Source organism: Devosia sp. A449 (genome assembly GCF_054489375.1).
Window position 1 is genome coordinate 120,651 of the sequence record NZ_JBTMWU010000004.1, and the last position, 16,691, is coordinate 137,341.

General features: G+C 62.2%; 16 protein-coding genes. 6 read left to right on the top strand and 10 right to left on the bottom strand.

Annotation, left to right across the window (positions count from 1 at the left end):
- Window positions 1-117: 117 nt before the first annotated feature.
- Window positions 118-852: a GntR family transcriptional regulator gene (locus ACX3OW_RS13035; protein WP_459096214.1), complete on the bottom strand. Its 735-nt coding sequence runs from the start codon at window positions 850-852 to the stop codon at window positions 118-120.
- 180 nt (window positions 853-1,032) lie between these two features.
- On the opposite strand from ACX3OW_RS13035, the gene ACX3OW_RS13040 reads away from it, so the two are divergent.
- The 6 genes from ACX3OW_RS13040 to ACX3OW_RS13065 all read left to right on the top strand — a co-directional run bounded on the left by ACX3OW_RS13040 (window position 1,033) and on the right by ACX3OW_RS13065 (window position 7,759).
- Window positions 1,033-2,316, top strand: a complete 1,284-nt coding sequence (locus ACX3OW_RS13040) for an extracellular solute-binding protein (protein ID WP_459096215.1) — start codon at window positions 1,033-1,035, stop codon at window positions 2,314-2,316.
- Window positions 2,317-2,424: 108 nt separating this feature from the next.
- Window positions 2,425-3,285 carry a carbohydrate ABC transporter permease gene (locus ACX3OW_RS13045; RefSeq protein WP_459096216.1) on the top strand — a complete coding sequence of 287 codons (861 nt, stop codon included), beginning with the start codon at window positions 2,425-2,427 and terminating at the stop codon, window positions 3,283-3,285.
- A 9-nt stretch (window positions 3,286-3,294) separates the two neighbouring features.
- Window positions 3,295-4,122: a carbohydrate ABC transporter permease gene (locus ACX3OW_RS13050; RefSeq protein WP_459096217.1), complete on the top strand. Its 828-nt coding sequence runs from the start codon at window positions 3,295-3,297 to the stop codon at window positions 4,120-4,122.
- 24 nt (window positions 4,123-4,146) lie between these two features.
- Window positions 4,147-5,613, top strand: coding sequence for a hypothetical protein (locus ACX3OW_RS13055; protein ID WP_459096218.1), 1,467 nt, complete (start codon window positions 4,147-4,149; stop codon window positions 5,611-5,613).
- A gap of 26 nt (window positions 5,614-5,639) precedes the next feature.
- Complete coding sequence (locus ACX3OW_RS13060) at window positions 5,640-6,710, top strand: ABC transporter ATP-binding protein (RefSeq protein ID WP_459096219.1); 1,071 nt, start codon at window positions 5,640-5,642, stop codon at window positions 6,708-6,710.
- Window positions 6,707-7,759 carry an Ldh family oxidoreductase gene (locus tag ACX3OW_RS13065; RefSeq protein ID WP_459096220.1) on the top strand — a complete coding sequence of 351 codons (1,053 nt, stop codon included), beginning with the start codon at window positions 6,707-6,709 and terminating at the stop codon, window positions 7,757-7,759. The genes ACX3OW_RS13060 and ACX3OW_RS13065 overlap by 4 nt, the downstream gene beginning before the upstream one ends.
- Window positions 7,760-7,837: 78 nt before the next feature.
- On the opposite strand, the gene ACX3OW_RS13070 is transcribed toward ACX3OW_RS13065, so the two are convergent.
- From ACX3OW_RS13070 to ACX3OW_RS13110, 9 genes are all read right to left on the bottom strand, one after another.
- Window positions 7,838-8,839, bottom strand: a complete 1,002-nt coding sequence (locus ACX3OW_RS13070) for a LacI family DNA-binding transcriptional regulator (protein ID WP_459096221.1) — start codon at window positions 8,837-8,839, stop codon at window positions 7,838-7,840.
- Window positions 8,840-8,872: 33 nt separating this feature from the next.
- The gene (locus ACX3OW_RS13075; protein ID WP_459096222.1) at window positions 8,873-9,994 is read right to left on the bottom strand and encodes an ABC transporter ATP-binding protein; all 1,122 of its coding nucleotides are present in this window, start codon (window positions 9,992-9,994) and stop codon (window positions 8,873-8,875) included.
- A 3-nt stretch (window positions 9,995-9,997) separates the two neighbouring features.
- Complete coding sequence (locus tag ACX3OW_RS13080) at window positions 9,998-10,831, bottom strand: carbohydrate ABC transporter permease (RefSeq protein ID WP_459096223.1); 834 nt, start codon at window positions 10,829-10,831, stop codon at window positions 9,998-10,000.
- On the bottom strand, window positions 10,828-11,691 hold the full coding sequence (locus ACX3OW_RS13085) for a carbohydrate ABC transporter permease (RefSeq protein ID WP_459096224.1): 864 nt from the start codon (window positions 11,689-11,691) through the stop codon (window positions 10,828-10,830). The genes ACX3OW_RS13080 and ACX3OW_RS13085 overlap by 4 nt, the downstream gene beginning before the upstream one ends.
- A gap of 17 nt (window positions 11,692-11,708) precedes the next feature.
- Window positions 11,709-12,659: a nucleoside hydrolase gene (locus ACX3OW_RS13090; protein WP_459096225.1), complete on the bottom strand. Its 951-nt coding sequence runs from the start codon at window positions 12,657-12,659 to the stop codon at window positions 11,709-11,711.
- Window positions 12,660-12,680: 21 nt separating this feature from the next.
- On the bottom strand, window positions 12,681-13,610 hold the full coding sequence (locus tag ACX3OW_RS13095) for a carbohydrate kinase family protein (protein WP_459096226.1): 930 nt from the start codon (window positions 13,608-13,610) through the stop codon (window positions 12,681-12,683).
- Window positions 13,603-14,007 (bottom strand): secondary thiamine-phosphate synthase enzyme YjbQ, encoded by a 405-nt coding sequence (locus tag ACX3OW_RS13100; protein ID WP_459096227.1) that lies wholly within the window; start codon window positions 14,005-14,007, stop codon window positions 13,603-13,605. The genes ACX3OW_RS13095 and ACX3OW_RS13100 overlap by 8 nt, the downstream gene beginning before the upstream one ends.
- The gene (locus tag ACX3OW_RS13105) at window positions 14,007-15,137 is read right to left on the bottom strand and encodes an SIS domain-containing protein (RefSeq protein WP_459096228.1); all 1,131 of its coding nucleotides are present in this window, start codon (window positions 15,135-15,137) and stop codon (window positions 14,007-14,009) included. Before ACX3OW_RS13105 ends, ACX3OW_RS13100 begins: the two co-directional genes overlap by 1 nt.
- 98 nt (window positions 15,138-15,235) lie before the next feature.
- On the bottom strand, window positions 15,236-16,555 hold the full coding sequence (locus ACX3OW_RS13110) for an ABC transporter substrate-binding protein (RefSeq protein WP_459096229.1): 1,320 nt from the start codon (window positions 16,553-16,555) through the stop codon (window positions 15,236-15,238).
- Between the last annotated feature and the right edge of the window lie 136 nt (window positions 16,556-16,691).

The following is a 16,691-nucleotide window of genomic DNA, read 5'->3' on the forward strand; positions in this document are numbered from 1 at the left end:
TTCTGGTGCCGCCGATGCACTGGGTTCGTTCTGCCGCGACATGGGTCCGCTACTTAGGTAATGGCGCTAAAGTCCATTACCTAAGTCATCTCGGCGTGCGGTGTCGACGGGCGGCGCTCAGGCGCCCACCAGCGGCTTGCCTTCGGCAGTCTGCTCGATCTGGTCGAGCGCCGGCAATACGCTATCGAGATGCTCGATCATTGCCTGTCCGGCCGCCTCGGCGTCGCCGCGCTCGATGGCGGCGAGTATCTTGGTGTGCTCGTCGATCACCCCGACCATGCGGTGGGGCAATACCAGCGTCAGCCGGCGGAAGCGGTCGACCTGGGTCTTGACCTGCAGCACCAGTTTCCAGATGCCGGGATAGCCGGCAATCTCCGCCAGTTTGGCATGAAACAGCTCGTCGCCCCGGTGAAAAGCACTGGGATTGTCGGCCTCGGCGGCCTCGCGCTGTTGCTCGATCACTGATGCCAATGTCAGCACCTGGCTGCGGGTGGCCATGGTCGCGGCCATGCTGGCGGTGGTCTTTTCCAAGGCCTTGCGGATCACCATCGCCTCAGGCAGTTCCTCATAGGGAATGCGCGCCACAAAGGTGCCGGACTGGGGGAAAATCTCCACCAGCCCCTCATCAGCCAGACGCTGCATCGCCTCGCGGGCCGGGGTCCGGCTTATCCCGAAACGGCGCGCCAGATCGTTCTCGCTGATCTTGTCGCCGGGCTGCATCTGCATGGCGACAATGTCCTCGCGCACCTCTTGGTATACTAGACGCCAAGTTGCGGCGGCCCGGTTCGCATCGCGTGGCGGCGGCGAGGATTTGCGCGCCCTCGGCGCTGATTTACCCCTGATTTCAGACATTTCCAGTGCGTTCTCACCGATCTGCGCGCGGCTTTTCCCGCGCTGTCCGGAGCATAAGCAGCGCCGTGTCTGGCATGCAAGGTAAAATTTATTAGCTGTATCATTGACTGGTATATTAATGTGCATTAGCTCTATTTAGCAACGAACCCGAAAACGGGTCCGGTTCCAAGGGAGGGAATAATGCTCGCTACCAAATCCAAGCGATCCAGGTCAAAGCTGGGTTATTTGCGCGCTGCCTTGTTCGGCGCAGCGGCTTCGTGCTTTAGCGTGACGGGGGCTTTTGCCGGCTCCATCGAATTCTGGACCTTGTTCAGCGGACCGGATGGCGAGGCCATCGATGAGCTGGTCAAGACCTTCAACGCTTCCGCCGGCCAGGAAGCCGGTGTCGAGGTGAAGCTGCTGATCATTCCGTGGGACGATTTCAACACCAAGCTGTCGGTCGCCATGGCGTCGCGCCGGGCGCCCGCTCTGACCGTGGTCAATTCCGATCAGGTGCCGGTCTATGCCAATCAGGGCGCGCTTGATCCGTTCACCGCAGAAGAGCTGGCCGCCGCAGGCATTCATCAGGAAGACTATGTTCCCAAGGCCTGGGAAGCCGGCAATTTCAATGGCGCGCAATATGGCGTGCCGATCTCAATCTTCCCGCGCTCGATCTATTACAACAAGGATCTGTTCACCGAAGCCGGGCTCGATCCCGAAGCGCCACCGGCGACCGGCGCCGAACTGATGGAAGACGCCAAGGCGATTGCCGCGCTGGGCACCGACAAGATCGGCCTGTTCTTCAATCTCACCGGCTCTGGCACCTTCCGCAATTTCTACAGCATCTACTGGCAGTACGAAGACAGCCTCTACAATGCCGATATGACCGGGCTTTCCGACACTTTCGCGGCGACCGCCACCAAGGTATTGACCGAGCTGAAGAGCTATATCGATGCTGGCGTCACCCCCGCCAAGGATATCGGGCCCGATGCCACCAAGCTGTTCGCGCAGAACAAAATCGGCATTACCGTAGCCCAGATCACCGATCTGCCGGTGTTCCAGGCCGCGGCCCGCGATCTCGGGCTCAATTACGGCATTGCCGGCTTCCCCACCTTCGGCGACGAGCCTGCGGTGTTTGCCATGGCGCATGAGTTCCTGATCCCTCGGGGCACCTCGCCAGATGCCCGTTCCGATGCCCTGACCTTCATCAAGTGGATCGGTGAAAACGGCGTCGAATGGGCCAAGACCGGCAAGGTCTCGCCGCAATATTCGGTGATCGAGAGCGACGCCTACAAGGCGCTGCCCGAGCAGATGACCGTCACGGCTTCGATCGAGACGGCGCATTTCCCCGCGCCGCTGGTCAATCAGCCGGCGGTCGACCGGGTGGTGCAGCAGACGCTCGAAGAGTTTTATGCCGGCCGCACCACCATCGAGCAGGCGGTCGCCAAGCTCCAAGCGGCCATCCCGCCCGTGCTCTCCAAGTAACCCTCCCAGGGTCGGCTGCCTTCGGGCAGCCGGCTCCCTGTTTGCCGCGAGCCGGGCGCTGCTGCGCCGGGTTCCCATTTGCCTGTGCCCCAGGGTGGAGCTATCAGCATGTCGCAAGCACGCTCTCGTCTGTTCCCGTTCCTGCTGGTTGGCCCGTATCTCGTGGTCTTCGCCATCTTCCTTGGCTACCCGATTGTCCGTGCTGTCTATATCAGCCTGTTCGACTGGGGCATTTTCGGATCCAATGGCTTTGTTGGGCTCGGCAATTATACCTCGCTGTTTGCCGATCAGCGCTTTTGGGACTCCCTGATCACCACCACCAAATTCGCGCTGATCTTCGTGCCGATGATCATGATCATCTCGGTCGTATTGGCGGTGCTGCTGCATCGCAAGCTCCCCGGCATCGCCATTTTCCGCACCGCGTTCTTCTTCCCGCTGGTGGTCAATGTGGCGGTGGCCTCCATCGCCTTCAAATGGTTGTTCGAGCCGCAGGCCGGCACCATCAACCAGATTTTGCGCCTGCTCAATCTGCCCGATCAGGCCTGGCTGTCCGAGCCGGGCTGGGCGCTGGTGGCCATTGCCCTGATCACGCTGTGGATCAATGTCGGCTTCATGGTCATCATCCTGTTGGCCGGGCTGGAGAACATTCCCGACGACCTCTATGAGGCCGCCAATCTCGATGGCTCCAATGCCGTGCAGGACTTCTTTTTCATCACCCTGCCGCTGCTCAAGCCGATCATGCTGATCGTCATGATCCTGTCTCTGGTGCAGGCGTTTCAGGTGTTCGGCGAGGTTCTGATCATGACCGGTGGCGGCCCGTTCGGCAGCACCGAAGTGCTCACCATGCTGCTCTACGAAGAAGGTTTCCGCAGCTTCGCCATCGGCCGCGCCGCCGCCATCGGCGTCATCATCACCCTCATCATCGCGACACTGTCTCTCGTGCAGTTCCGCGTCTTCCGCCAGCGCTAGGGGTCGGCCATGAAACGCAATACGACGCTGCGTTGGATCATTCTGTTCGTGCTGGCACTGCTCTGGGTGCTGCCCGTCGCCTCGCTGATCCTGTTCTCCTTCGCGCCGTCCTCGGAAATCCTCAAGGATCAGCTCATTCCGAGCAACTGGACATTGGACAATTACTGGCGCGTACTCACCGATGCCGGGCGCGGGGTCAGCATCCCGCAGGCCATGCTCAACAGCACGGTCATCATGGTGGCCCAGGTCGTCGGCATCCTGCTGCTCGATATTCCGGCGGCCTATGCCTTTGGCCGGCTTCGCTGGATCGGCCGGGATTTCGTCTTCTTCCTGGTGCTCATCACCATGATGATGCCCGGCGTTCTCGAAGTGCTGTCGCTCTATGACATGATGGCCAATCTGGGACTGGTGGATACGGTCTATGCCGTCATCCTGCCCGGACTGCCGCGCGTCGTCGGGATCTTCATCCTGCGTCAGTTTTTCCAGCAATTGCCCAGGGAGATGGATGAGGCGGCGCGCATGGATGGCGCGACCGATTTTCAGGTGTTCCGTCTCATCATGGTGCCGCTCGCCGCACCGGCCATCATCACCGTGTCGGTGCTGAGCGCGCTATATAGCTGGAACAACTTCCTCTGGCCGTTGATCATCACCAATTCCCCGGCCTCGATGACGGTGCCGGTGGCGGTATCCTACCTGTCGGCCTCCGACGCGGCGATCATCAACTACACGGTTATTCTGGCGGCCGCCTTCTTCACCTCACTGCCCATGATCATCCTGTTTCTGTTCGGACAGCGCTGGATCGTCAATGGCATGCGCCCCACTGCGGGCATCAAGTAAACCGCGTTATTCAGGAGCTTATTCATGGCCACCATTAAGGTCGACGTCAGTCCCCGTCACGAGATTTCACCCCGGCTTTACATGCAGTTCATGGAGCCGCTCGGCACCACGGATTCCTCGGTCGAGGCCTGCTGGGACATTCTGGAAGACAAATGGCGCGACGATTTTGTCGCCGTGGTGCGCGATCTCGCGCCGTCGTCCATCCGCTGGGGCGGCATTCTCACCAGTTTCTGGAAGTGGCGCGAAAGCGTCGGCGAGCCCGGCCAGCGCCCGCCCATGTTCAACTACCTCTGGGGTGGCGTCGAAACCAACCGCGTCGGCGTGCATGAATTCCTCGACTTCTGCGAGGCGGTTGGCGCCGAGCCGATCATGGCGATCAACTTCGCCGCCGATGGCCGGCCCGAATATATCAACACCGCGCGCGGCGAACAGCGCTCGGGCGATGCGCAGGAAGCGGCGGATCTGGTCAGCTATTGCAACGACCCCGACCATGCCGAGCGCAAGGCCAATGGCCGCGACAAGCCGTGGAATGTCCGGACCTGGCAGATCGGCAACGAAACCTCCTATCCAAAGGCAGGCGAACGTTTCACCTCGCAGGAAAACGCCCGCCACTACCGCGAATTTGCCGATGCGATGCGGGCGCGCGATCCCAAGATCGTGCTGATCGGTTGGGGTGACATGGAGCGCGACACCAATGACTGGTGGGCCACCGACCTGATCGAGGCGGCAGGCGACCAGATCGACATGGTGGCGCTGCACATGATGAACCAGCAGCCCGTGGTCAAGGATACCGTGCTGCAGGGCCGGCGCTACCAGCAGGACGTCAAGCAGACCTGGAAGGAACTGGACGCCATCTATCGCGTGGTGGAAACCAAGCTGCTCGATGCGCGGGCGGTGGTCTCCAAGGCCAATCCAAAGCTCAAGCTCGCCATTACCGAAGGCCATCTGTCGCTGCAGCCGCATAACAAGATCGAGCTGCTGCGCGAATGGCTCTCAGGCGTCTATCATGCCCGCTGCCTGACGCTGTTCGAGCAGCATTCCGACATTATCGACATCTGCACGCTCGCCGATTTCGCCGGCACCAGTTGGACCGTCAACGCCGTTCTGCTGGGCTCGCCGCGCGAGCAGCCCTATCTGCTGCCGGTAGGCCATGTCATGCGCCTGTTCAAGACCCAGTCCGGCACCCATGGCCTCAAGGCCGATAGCGCCAATGACGCGGTCGTCGTCTCGGCCTCGCGGGCCGGCAACACGGTCTATGTCCATGTCACCAACACCGATATCGAAAATGCCGCCTCGGTGGATATCGATCTGGGTGGGGCTATTGCGCAGGGCGTCATCTGCCACCGCATCGCGCCGGATAAGCTCGACGCCGCCATCGACTCCACCAATCTGGATGTCTTTGCCGTGCAGCAGAGCCCAGTGCCGAGCCTGAAGGGAATCGCCCTGCCCAAGGCATCGGTCAGCGTTTACGTCATCGAACTGGCTGCCTAGGCGGCCCCGGGGTCGAGGAGAACACCATGGCTGGACTGCAACTCAACAATGTCCGCAAGAACTACGGCAACGTCGAAATTATCAAGGGCATCGACCTGGCCGTTGAACATGGCGAATTCGTCGTGTTCGTGGGTCCATCAGGTTGCGGCAAGTCGACCCTGTTGCGCATGATTGCTGGGCTGGAGGAGATCACCAGTGGCGATGTCTTCATCGGCGAGCGTCGCTGCAACGATGTGGCGCCGCGTGATCGCGGCGTCGCCATGGTGTTCCAGTCCTATGCCCTCTATCCGCATATGACGGTCGAGGAAAATGTCGGCTTCGGACTGCGCCTGGCCGGCATTCCCAAGCCGGAGCGGGCGCGGCGGGTGCGCGAGGTGGCGCGCATCCTGCAAATGGAGGAACTGCTGCAGCGCAAGCCCAGCCAGCTCTCCGGCGGGCAGCGCCAGCGCGTCGCCATCGGCCGCGCCATCATCCGCCAGCCCGAGGTGTTCCTGTTCGACGAACCCCTCTCCAACCTCGATGCCGCCTTGCGCGTCGATATGCGCATGGAGCTGTCCAAGCTGCATGTCGAGCTGGGCGCCACCATGATCTATGTGACCCATGATCAGGTGGAAGCCATGACCATGGCCGACAAGATCGTGGTGCTCAATTTCGGCGAGGTGCAGCAGGTCGGCACGCCGATGGAGCTGTATAATCACCCGGCCAATCTGTTCGTCGCCGGCTTCATCGGCGCTCCCAAGATGAATTTGATGAAGGTGACGGTCGACGCCGTGACTGCCAGCTCGGTCACCGTCTCCTCGCCGGCGCTGCGCCAGACCGTGTTGCCGATTGCCACCAGCGGGCTGGCCGCCGGCGCCGTCCTGACCTTTGGCATTCGCCCCCATCTGCTGGTGCCGCAGGCCGATGGCCCGATCAGCGGACAGGTGCGCCTCATCGAACGGCTCGGCGACACCACCATCGTCGAGGTGCAGAGCGACGGCGGCACGGTGTTTGCCGCCATTGATGGCGATACCGAAGTGAGGCTGGAACAGACGTTGATCCTGGGTTTCGATGCCGCAAGGGCGCATCTCTTCGGTCAGGACGGCACCCGATTGTGAATGTTCCCGGCGCGGCGCTGATCGACTTCGCCGCCCGCGCCCTGACCCAGGCGGGGATGGACGGCAATGAGGCCGGCGTGGTCGCCGAATTGCTGGTCGAAGCCGACCTGCTGGGCCACGATACTCATGGCGTCAACCTGCTCGCCAGCTATGTGGCCGAGCTGGAGAGTGGCGGCATGCTCGGCGTAGGCGAACCGATCATTCTGCGCGACCACGCCGCCATTGCCCATTGGGACGGATGCTGGCTCAGCGGTGTCAGCCTCATCGCGTCGGCCATCGATGTCGCCGCCGCCAAGGCCCGCCAATTCGGCCTCGGCGCCGTCAGCATCCGCCGCGCGCATCACACTGCCTGCCTGCAAGCCTATCTCGAACGCGCCACGCGGCAGGGCCTGATGCTCATCATCGCCAGCTCTGACCCCCAATCGGTCACCGTCGCCCCCTTTGGCGGGCTCGATGCGGTCCTGGGCCCAGATCCGGTCGCGGTGGGCATTCCCACCAGCGGCGCACCGATCCTGATCGACATGTCATCCTCAATCACCACCAATGGCATGGTCACCCGCACCGCCGCCGAGGGTGGACAACTACGCGGCCCCTGGCTGCAGGATCATGCCGGCACGCCGACCGCCGATCCGCAGGTGCTTGCTGCCCTGCCACCCGGCAGCATGCTGCTCACCGGCGGGCAGGATCATGGCCATAAGGGTTATGGCATGGCGCTCACCGTCGAAGCACTGTCGCAGGGGCTTTCGGGCTATGGTCGCGCCAATGCCGAACCGCGCTGGAGCGCCTCGGTCTTCGTGCAGGTGATCGACCCCGCCGCCTTTAGCGGCCTCGATGACTTCACCGACCAGACCGACGCCCTGGTCCGGCTCTGCCACGGCGCACGACCCCATCCTGATGTCGCCGCCGTCCGCCTCCCCGGCGAACAGGCGCTGGCTCGTAAGCGCCACGCGCTGCAACACGGTATCGCCCTACGTCCGGGCGCCTTGGCGAGGTTGAACGAGCTGTCCCGCCATCTGCGAATCCCGCTGCCCGAGCCCTTCGCAAAATAGCGACAGAACGGCTGCTTCTGTGCTCATAGTTCCGATGGACTGCTGTCCAAAGGGAACGAAACCCGCTCGGGAATGGGGTTACTCCATGCGCACGGATTTCCGTTCAGTGATTTTTGGCGTGACTAGAATTTCCGTCTCCGCGACACCCAAACCGTCGATGATCCGGAGCAAAGAGTCGATCGCGAGGCGGCCGATTTCGATGCCGCCCTGGGAGATCGATGTCAGTGGCGGTTGGGTGAAGGCGCCGAAAGCGATGTCGTCATAGCCGATCAGGGACACATCATCAGGAACCGCAACCCCTGCCTCGTGTAACCGGGACAATGCGCCGATCGCCATCATGTCGTTCATGGCGAACACCCCGTCTGGGTGCCCCTGCGGGTTGTTCAGCAACTCGGCCATGGCTCGATAGCCGCCCTCAAGCGACCAATCGCCGTAAATCACCCGGTCGTCGGGTATCGTCAGGCCGGCGCGGTGGGCACCCGCGGTAAACCCCGCCAGCCGAGCCGCCATCAGGCGGTGATTCAGCTGACCGCTGATGCAAGCCAGTTGGCGGGCCCCGGCCTCAATCAACCGCGTCGCCGCCAGCATGCCGCCGGCAAAGGAATCGTCGGAGATGGACAGGTCAACGCCCTTGGCCGAGGTGAATAGGGACACCGTGGGAACGTCGGCGAATTGTTTCTTGAGGTCGAAGTGCCAGGCGTTTTGATCGGTGGTCATGACCACCAGCGCATCGACCTGTTTTTGACGCAACGTGTCGAGATAGGCGGTCTGGCGCAGCTCTTCATCCTCGGTATTGCACAGGATGAGACTGTAACCGCGATTGAAGCTCTGCTCTTCCACGCCATGCAGGACGTCGGCAAAGAATGGATTGCGCGTGTTGGTGATCAACATGCCAATCGTCATGGATTTTTTTGACTTCAGCGAGCGGGCGACTGAATTGGGCTGATAGCCGAGTTCGGCAATCGCCAGTTCCACCCGGCTCGCCGTCTCTGGCAAGACCAGGCGGGTCTTGTTGATGACATGAGAAACCGTCGACAGAGAAACCTGTGCCCTGGCGGCTACGTCCTTGATTGTTGCCACCTGTGCGTCCTCCAATTCACCCGTTCATCCCTGTCATGCCAAACGTGTTCCGTCTTCTGCAAAAACGAAACAGCATTTCCGATCCATAAGCAGGCCAGTTGTTTGCCCCGGCCGGAATGGCGTATTGTTCGGCACTTCAACGGTGATGTTATGATTTTCTCCAGCCTGTAAATATGCATAGGCTATATTTCCCAGACGCTCCACGGCGACAACGGTGCCGTCGAGATCGCCTTGCCCCGCTGCGGTCAGCGTCACATGGTTGGGGCGGATGCCCAGGGTTACCGGCGCGCCAACTGCAAGCGGAGCGGCCATCGGGATATCGGCAATGGCGCGGGTGAAGGTCACTGCCTGCAAGGTGACCGCTGCGCCGGTCTGGCCGCTGACCTGCGCGGCAAAGAAGTTCATCTTGGGTGAGCCGATAAACCCGGCGACAAAGCTGTTCGCGGGATTTTCGTAGAGTTCGAGCGGCGCGCCGACCTGCTCGATCCTGCCGTCGCGCAGCACCACGATACGGTCAGCCAGCGTCATCGCCTCGACCTGATCATGAGTGACATAGATCATGGCCGTGGCCAGATCCATGTGCAGCTTGGCCAGTTCAAGCCGCATATGCACGCGCAGCTCGGCATCAAGGTTGGACAGCGGTTCATCGAACAGGAACAGGCGCGGCTGCTTGACGATGGCGCGGCCAATGGCGACGCGCTGCCGTTGCCCGCCCGACAGCGCCTTGGGTTTGCGGTCGAGATAGGGATCGAGCTGGAGCAGGCGCGCGGCCTGTTCGGCGCGCCGATAGCGCTCGGCCTTGGGCATGCCGGAAATCTTCAGGCCAAAGGCAATATTGTCGCGCACGCTGAGATGGGGGTAGAGCGCGTAGCTCTGGAACACCATGGCCACGCCACGCTGCACCGGCGGCAGGCGGGTGACATCGCGGCCATCCATGGCAATGCCGCCGGACGACACCTCGTCGAGACCGGCAATGAGGCGCAGCAGCGTGGATTTGCCGGAGCCGGACGGGCCGACAAAGACGATGAACTCGCCTTCGGCGACACTCAGTTCGATGTCGCGTAGCACGTCTACATTGCCAAAAGCCTTGCTCAGGCCAGTGATGACCAGTTGGGCCGGCGGAACGGCGGGCGCGGTAGTGGGGAGGTTTGCCATGGGTTACCCTTTGACTCCGCCTGCAGTCATGCCTTCGATGAAAAACCGCTGCAGCAGGATGAAGAACAGAATGACGGGGGCGATCAGGATGAAGGCGCCGGCCATCATCGCTCCCTGGTCGCTAGCTTGAGTATTGTTCATGGAGAGATAGCCCAGCGTCATGGTGAAGTTGGACTGGCCCTGCTGGAAGGTCGAGGTGATCAAAAACTCGTTCCAGGCATTCAGCCAGACGATGATCGCCACGGTGATCAGCCCCGGTCGCGCCAGCGGCACGATGACCTCGACAAAAATCCGCAACGGCCCGGCCCCATCCATATAGGCCGCATCTTCCAGTTCCACCGGAATGGTCAGGATCGTCGCACGCAGCAGGAAGATCGCCAGTGGCAAATTGAGCGCCGACAGGATGACGGCAGTGCCCACCACATTGCCGACCAGCCCGAGCTGCGCGAAAATCGCGTAGAGCGGGAACAGGAACAGCTGGATCGGCACCGTGGTCGCGCAGAGGAAATACAGCGTGACCAACTGCCAGAACTTCACCTTGCGCCGCGCCAGCACATAGGCGGCCAGCGAGGCGGCGGTGAGCGTGATCAGCACCGTCAGGCTGGACAGGGTCAGGCTGTTGACCAGACCGATGGAGAATTTGGCGCCTTTCCAGGCCCGGGCGAAATTGCCGAAATCCCAGGTGGCAGGCAGCAGCAGCGGATTTTGCATGATCTCGCGGCGCGACTTGAAGGCGTTCACGGCCACCAGCAACAGCGGGATCAGCGAGACAGCGACAGCGCCGGCCAGGAAAATATTGGCCAGCCCGTGGGACAGACCCGAACGAACGCGGCTCATTTGGACATACTCGCCTGGCTGATGCTCACATAGACGATCGAGGCCACAAGCCCGAAACAGCCCATGACCAAGGCCACCGCTGCCGCCTTGCCGACCTGGAAGGTGGTGAAGGCGAAGTCATAGGCAAAAGTGGACAATATCTCGCTGGAACGCGCCGGGCCGCCCTTGGTGAGCAGGAAAATGTAATCGAAGGTGAGGAAGGAAAAGATGGTGGTGAAGACGAACATCAACCCGATGGTCGGCAGGATATTGGGCATCACCACTTCGCGAAACACCTGCCAGCCATTGGCGCCTTCCATTAGCGCCGCTTCCAGCTGATCATCCGGCGTCTGGCGCATCGCGGCCAGGAACACCACGGCGAGATAGCCCCAGAAATGCCAGACGTCGATGGCGGCGACGGCATAGAGCGAGGTCGATACGTCGGAGAGCGGGTTGACCATGGGCAGGCCCATGCGGTTGACGAAGGCCAGCACGCCCGCCACCGGATTGAGAATGATATTCTGCCAGATCATGGCGTTGGCCACCGGCGAGAGCACATAGGGCAGCAGGACGATGAGCTGGAACAACGCATGGCTGCGTTTGCGGGTGCGCAGGATCGACGCCATCAGCAGTCCCAGCGCCATCGGGATGGTCAGGAAGATCACCACCCACTGCATATTGTGGCTCAGCGCCCGCCAGAATACCGGGTCGGCAAACAGCGCGGAGAAATTGCTGCCGCCGACCCAGTCCGGGGTGGTCGCCCCGTTCCAGTTGGTGAAGGCCACGACGAAGGTGAGCAGGCCGGGCACAAGCACAATGCTGGCGCTGAGCAGCAGCGCCGGCATCAGAAATAGCGTGTAAATCCATGGATTGCGGATCATCGGGCCTGCTCGCTTGGTTACTGGATCATCGTGTCGGTGTGGTAGTCGAGGAAGCGCTCGTAGTCGGCGTCATAGGCCGCATAGATCTGCGGCAGATGCGTCCAGGTATGGTGGGTGCGCCGGTCGATGATGGTCATGCCGCGCGTCAACGGGCTGTGGCCGGTTTCGACCGCGACATGGACGTGATGGCAGCGCAGGAAGGTCGGATCGATGGCGGCCGCCACCACCAGGCTGTCGATCAGCACGGTGGAGTCCTCATAGCCGCGGCCATGGACGAATTCGGCGACGCTGAGCACGAACTGGGCTTCCGGCTTGGGCGAGGCGCGCAGCTTGTCCAGATCCTTGGCGCGATGGATGGCTTCCGGGCGGCCCCACACATCGACGCCGATAGCGGTGACCTTGATGCCCGAGGAGAACACCAGCTGTGCGGCTTCCGGATCGACAAAGACGTTCCATTCGCTCATCGGGTTGTCGCCCGTGCCGAGGAACTGGGAATAGTCGTTAAAACCAAAGCTGCCGGCGGTGCAGATGATTTCGCTGATCTTGTCCTTGAGGTCGGGCGCGGCCAGCAGCGCGGTGGCAACGTTGGTGAACGGGCCCAGCACCAGGATGGAGATATTGCCGGGATATTTGCGCACCGTTTCGACGATCAGCTCGGCGGCGGTGATGTCGAGTTCGGGGCGGTCGGATTCGGGGAACCAATTATTGGCCAGGCCGTCTTCGCCATGGGAGAACGGGTCGCGCGGATGCGGGCGCATGATCGGGTTGGCCGGGCCCTTGGCCACCGGAATTGGCGGTGCGCCGATCAGGTCGAGCACGCGGCGGGCGTTCTTGCTCGCCACATCAGAGGTCACGTTGCCGCTGACGCCGGTGATCGCCTTCACGTCGAGCTTGCCGGACTTGAAAGCCAGGATGATGGCGCCGGCGTCATCCGTCCCCGGATCGCAATCGATGATGACATTCTTCATAGCTAGATTCCTTGCAGACTATTAAAGCGTGGACTGGATCGCGGCGGTGGCCGCACGCAATTGGTTCAGGCGGGCCTCGGCCTCCCCGGAGCGCTTGATGTCGCTCGGCTCGAAGGTGCCGAACTGCACGACGGTGTAGGCGGCCGCGATGGTGCCGCACATGGCGGCCTCGGCTGGTGACAAACCATTGGCCAGCGCCGCGACGGTCGCACCGGAATAGGCGTTGCCGCCGCCGGTGACGTCGATTGCCTCGACGAGCAGGCTCGGCACGAAGACGGGTTTGCCATCGGCAATGGCGTAGCTGCCCCGGCTGCCGACGCGCAGGAAAATCACCGGCGCGCCGAGCGCGGCAAGCGTCGCCAGCAAGACGGTCTCGTCCTCCTCGCCAAACAGCAGCCGCGCTTCGGCCAGGTTCAGCGAGACGGCGTCGAGCTGGGCGATAGCCGCCAGCACATTGGGCCGGTTCTCGGGCGTGACGGTATCCAGCGCCACTTCCCACAGCACCAGCAGGCCGGTCTCTCGGCGCTGCTCCATGAGATAATGCAGCACCGCATCGCCGGTGCGGCCGAAGACATAGGCACTGCGCGCGCCGGCCAGATTGGCCGCCACATCGGCCACCGTCGCGCCGGCATCCACCAGCGACTGCGGGCCGTGCAATTGTCGCTCGGTGCGCTCGTCGTCGCTGGCATAGGTCACCAGATTAACCAGCGACGGACCGGCCATCAGCCGCAGACCGCGCAGTGACAGGTCGTTGCGCTGGAACCAGGGGTGGAACAGGGTTTCGGCATCGGTGCCGACGCCCGAAACGAACACCGCCTGGTCGCTCCACAACGCCGTCCCGGCCAGGGCATGCAGGCCCCCGCCGACAACGCCATCCATGCGCCGACCATCCGGAAACCGGATATTGTCGGTCATGGCTGCCGAAATGACGAGATCGTGCCCGTTAGCCATTGGTGCAGCTCACGAAGAATTCGCGCGGACGCGGGCCGTCGAACTCGTGGAAAAACACGCCCTGGGAATGGCCGCGCAGCAGCTTGCCCTCAGAGATTATCATGGTGAGGCTGACGCCCATCAGCACCGATTTGATGTGGCCCGAAGCGTCCTGCGGCGTATCCCACTGATGCTTGAAATCGATCCGGGTCGGGATCAGGCGGTCGATATCGTCATGGATATCCTGATGACCGAGTTCGTCCCAGAATGAGGTGATGGACAGGCCAGCCGTGGTGTGGGGGCTGTAGATGACGCAGAGTCCGTCGGTCACGCCGCTTTCGGCAACGGTGGCCTCAACCTGGCTGGTAATTTCCGTGGCGCCGTTGGCAGCCGTGGCGAGTGTGTGCTTCTTCAACATCAAACAGTCCCTTCCGAAATCTTGCTGCCCTGCACCGAGGCGGCCTGCTGGCCATCGGCCCAGGGGCCGACAAAGCCGCGCCCATGCACGACGTCGAGCACGGTGCTGAGTTCGTCGGCCAGCATGGTCAGCGGCACGACATGCAGCAAAGGCGACAGGTTTTCGGCACCAGCCGAAACCACCGGCAACAGCGTCAGGTCGGGATGGGTCACGCCCGCAATCGCGCCGCCCACGACGATGACCGGCCGGCCCAGCGTTTCCAGATAGGTCAGGATTTCGCTGGCCCGTTCGGTGCCGGCGCCGCCGGCGGGCAGGATGAGAATGGTGGGGGTGCTCAGGTCAGTGACGAAATAGTGGATATGCGCCCACTCCTCCAGATCGACCGGCACACCATGGCGGCCAACGGCCTCCATCAGCTTGGCCGCGCCGAACTCGGCGACGGCCAGAGACGGCCCGGCGCCCAGCAACTCGAACACCGGCTGGCCGGAAAACCGGCGGGCCAATTCGGCAATTTTGGGCCGCAATTCGGTCTGCAGCGTTTCGAGCGCCGCGATGTCGCCTTGCAAGGTCTGGCGATGGGCCTGCGCCTCATCCATGGTGATCGTCATCAGCACTTCACCGAAGCGCAGCGCCAGCATTTGCAGCGCCAGCAGCATCAGCATGAAGCTAAAATAACCCGGCGAGCGCGGCAGCGACACCGCCGGCAGCACGGCGACATGGGAGGCGGCCTGGGCCAGCCGGCTGTTGGGATTGGCGGTCAGCGCCAGCACCTTGGCCGAACGGGCGCGCAGCCGGCGCGTCGCCTCGACGGCCCGCGCCGCCTCGCCAGAATTGGAAATGCCGATGAACAGGGTCGAGCGCAGCCAGTCGTCGGAGCGCGCCTCGCTGAGATAACGCGACACCGACATGGCGGAAACCGCGCTCACGTCCAGCCCGGTCACCGTCTCGAAAAATTCCTTGCAGGCCGCGCCGACAATCAGCGAGTCGCCGCTGCCGAAGATCACCACCCGGCGGATCGCATGGATCTCGGGCGTGGTGAGCACCAGCCGCACGATATCGCGCAGCCCCTGGAAATGTTCAGCCAGCAAAGCCGGCGTCAGACGGATGTGTTCGGCGAAGTCTTTGGTCATGGGAAGATCCTGCTACGCAATGGAGCGCTGCCCTGGGACTGGAACCGAAGCCGGCCCAGGGCAGCAGAAGTGGACGACGGCGGGGCGCCGTCGCGCGCTTAGAAGCTGGGCTTGGGCACCAGCGGCACGAGATCGTTGGCCTTGTCTTCCGCATAGGCCTTGGCAGCGACCTCAAGCATGGCCTCGGCGGTCATCTGCCCGAGCCAGACTTCCTCGATTTCCTTGACGAAAACCTGGCTGGTGGTGGGCGGGAAGAAGGTCTGGATCTTGTAGCCAAACGAGCCCTTGTTGATCGCCGCCATCATGTCGCTCATGGCTTCGAAATACGACTTGGTCAGACCGGTCGCATTGGGATCAACGGGGAATTCGCGCAGCGGCACGGCCCAATAGCCCGGCCAGTCCACAGCGATCCGCGCGGCAAACTCGGAGGACAGCATCATGTCGAGCGCCAGCGCCGCACCATCCTTGACCTTGGAATTGGCGTTGATCGACCAGGTGACCTGATCACCCAGATCGTAGATCGGATACGGCATGGCCGGGTCTTGCTGCGGGAACGGCGCAAACTTGAAGTTCTCGGCTTCGTCACCGACGAAATAATTGGTCGCCCACTGGAAGGCCATCGACGGGCTGAAGAAGAAGGGCGAGCGCCCATCCGACATCAGCGCGATCGACTCGTCGGAGGTCAGCGAGAAATAGTCGCTGCCGCCGAGATAACCCGCCTTGAACCAGCGCGCCGATTCTTCAATGGCATGAACCATTTCGGGCGACGTCCACGGGGCCGCGCCGGTCAGAATTTCATGCAGCTGCTCGGGGCCGACCACCTGGTTGAGGAAGATGGACGCATAGTCCTGATTGACCGGCTGCCAGCCTTTATTGCCGGCGACCGACGGATACAGCCCCCGCTCCTTGGCTTCCGCCAGAATGGTCTCAAGCTCGGCCTTGGTGGTGGGCACGGTCCAGCCGTTCTCTTCCAGCACCTTGGTATTGTAGAACATACCATCGCTGATGATGGAGCCGGGCATGCAATAGATCGCATCCAGCATGCGGCAGGTGTCGATAGCCGGCTGCAGCAGGCGCTCGCTCCAACCGAATTTGTCGATGTAGGGCTGCATGGGCTCGATCTTGCCCGCTGCCGCCAGACCCGCCACGTAGGACGGACCCGAGGTGTAAACGATATCGGGGCCCTGATTGGCCAGCACCGCCACGCGGACGTCGTTGTCGACGGAATTGCGGAACTCGATCACCAGCTCATAGTCCGACTGGGACGCATTGAACGGGTCGATCAGCTGGGTCTGCATGACCTCCTGCAGATTCAGCGGGGCCCCCCAGAACCACAAAGTGACCGGCTCGCGCGCCGCCGCCGTTGAAACCATGAGCGCCGCGATCAAGGCGCCGGACGTTAAGGATCTTTTAGACATGAACAACCCTCCCAAGTGAGACGCCGGCCTGCCGGGGGCGCCCGTTTTACGCAGTGCAACTGCAGCCAAAGCAGAATTAGCAATACAAAAACGATTGCGCAAACGTTTTTATGGGGCGTCGGCGTCATTTTTCTAG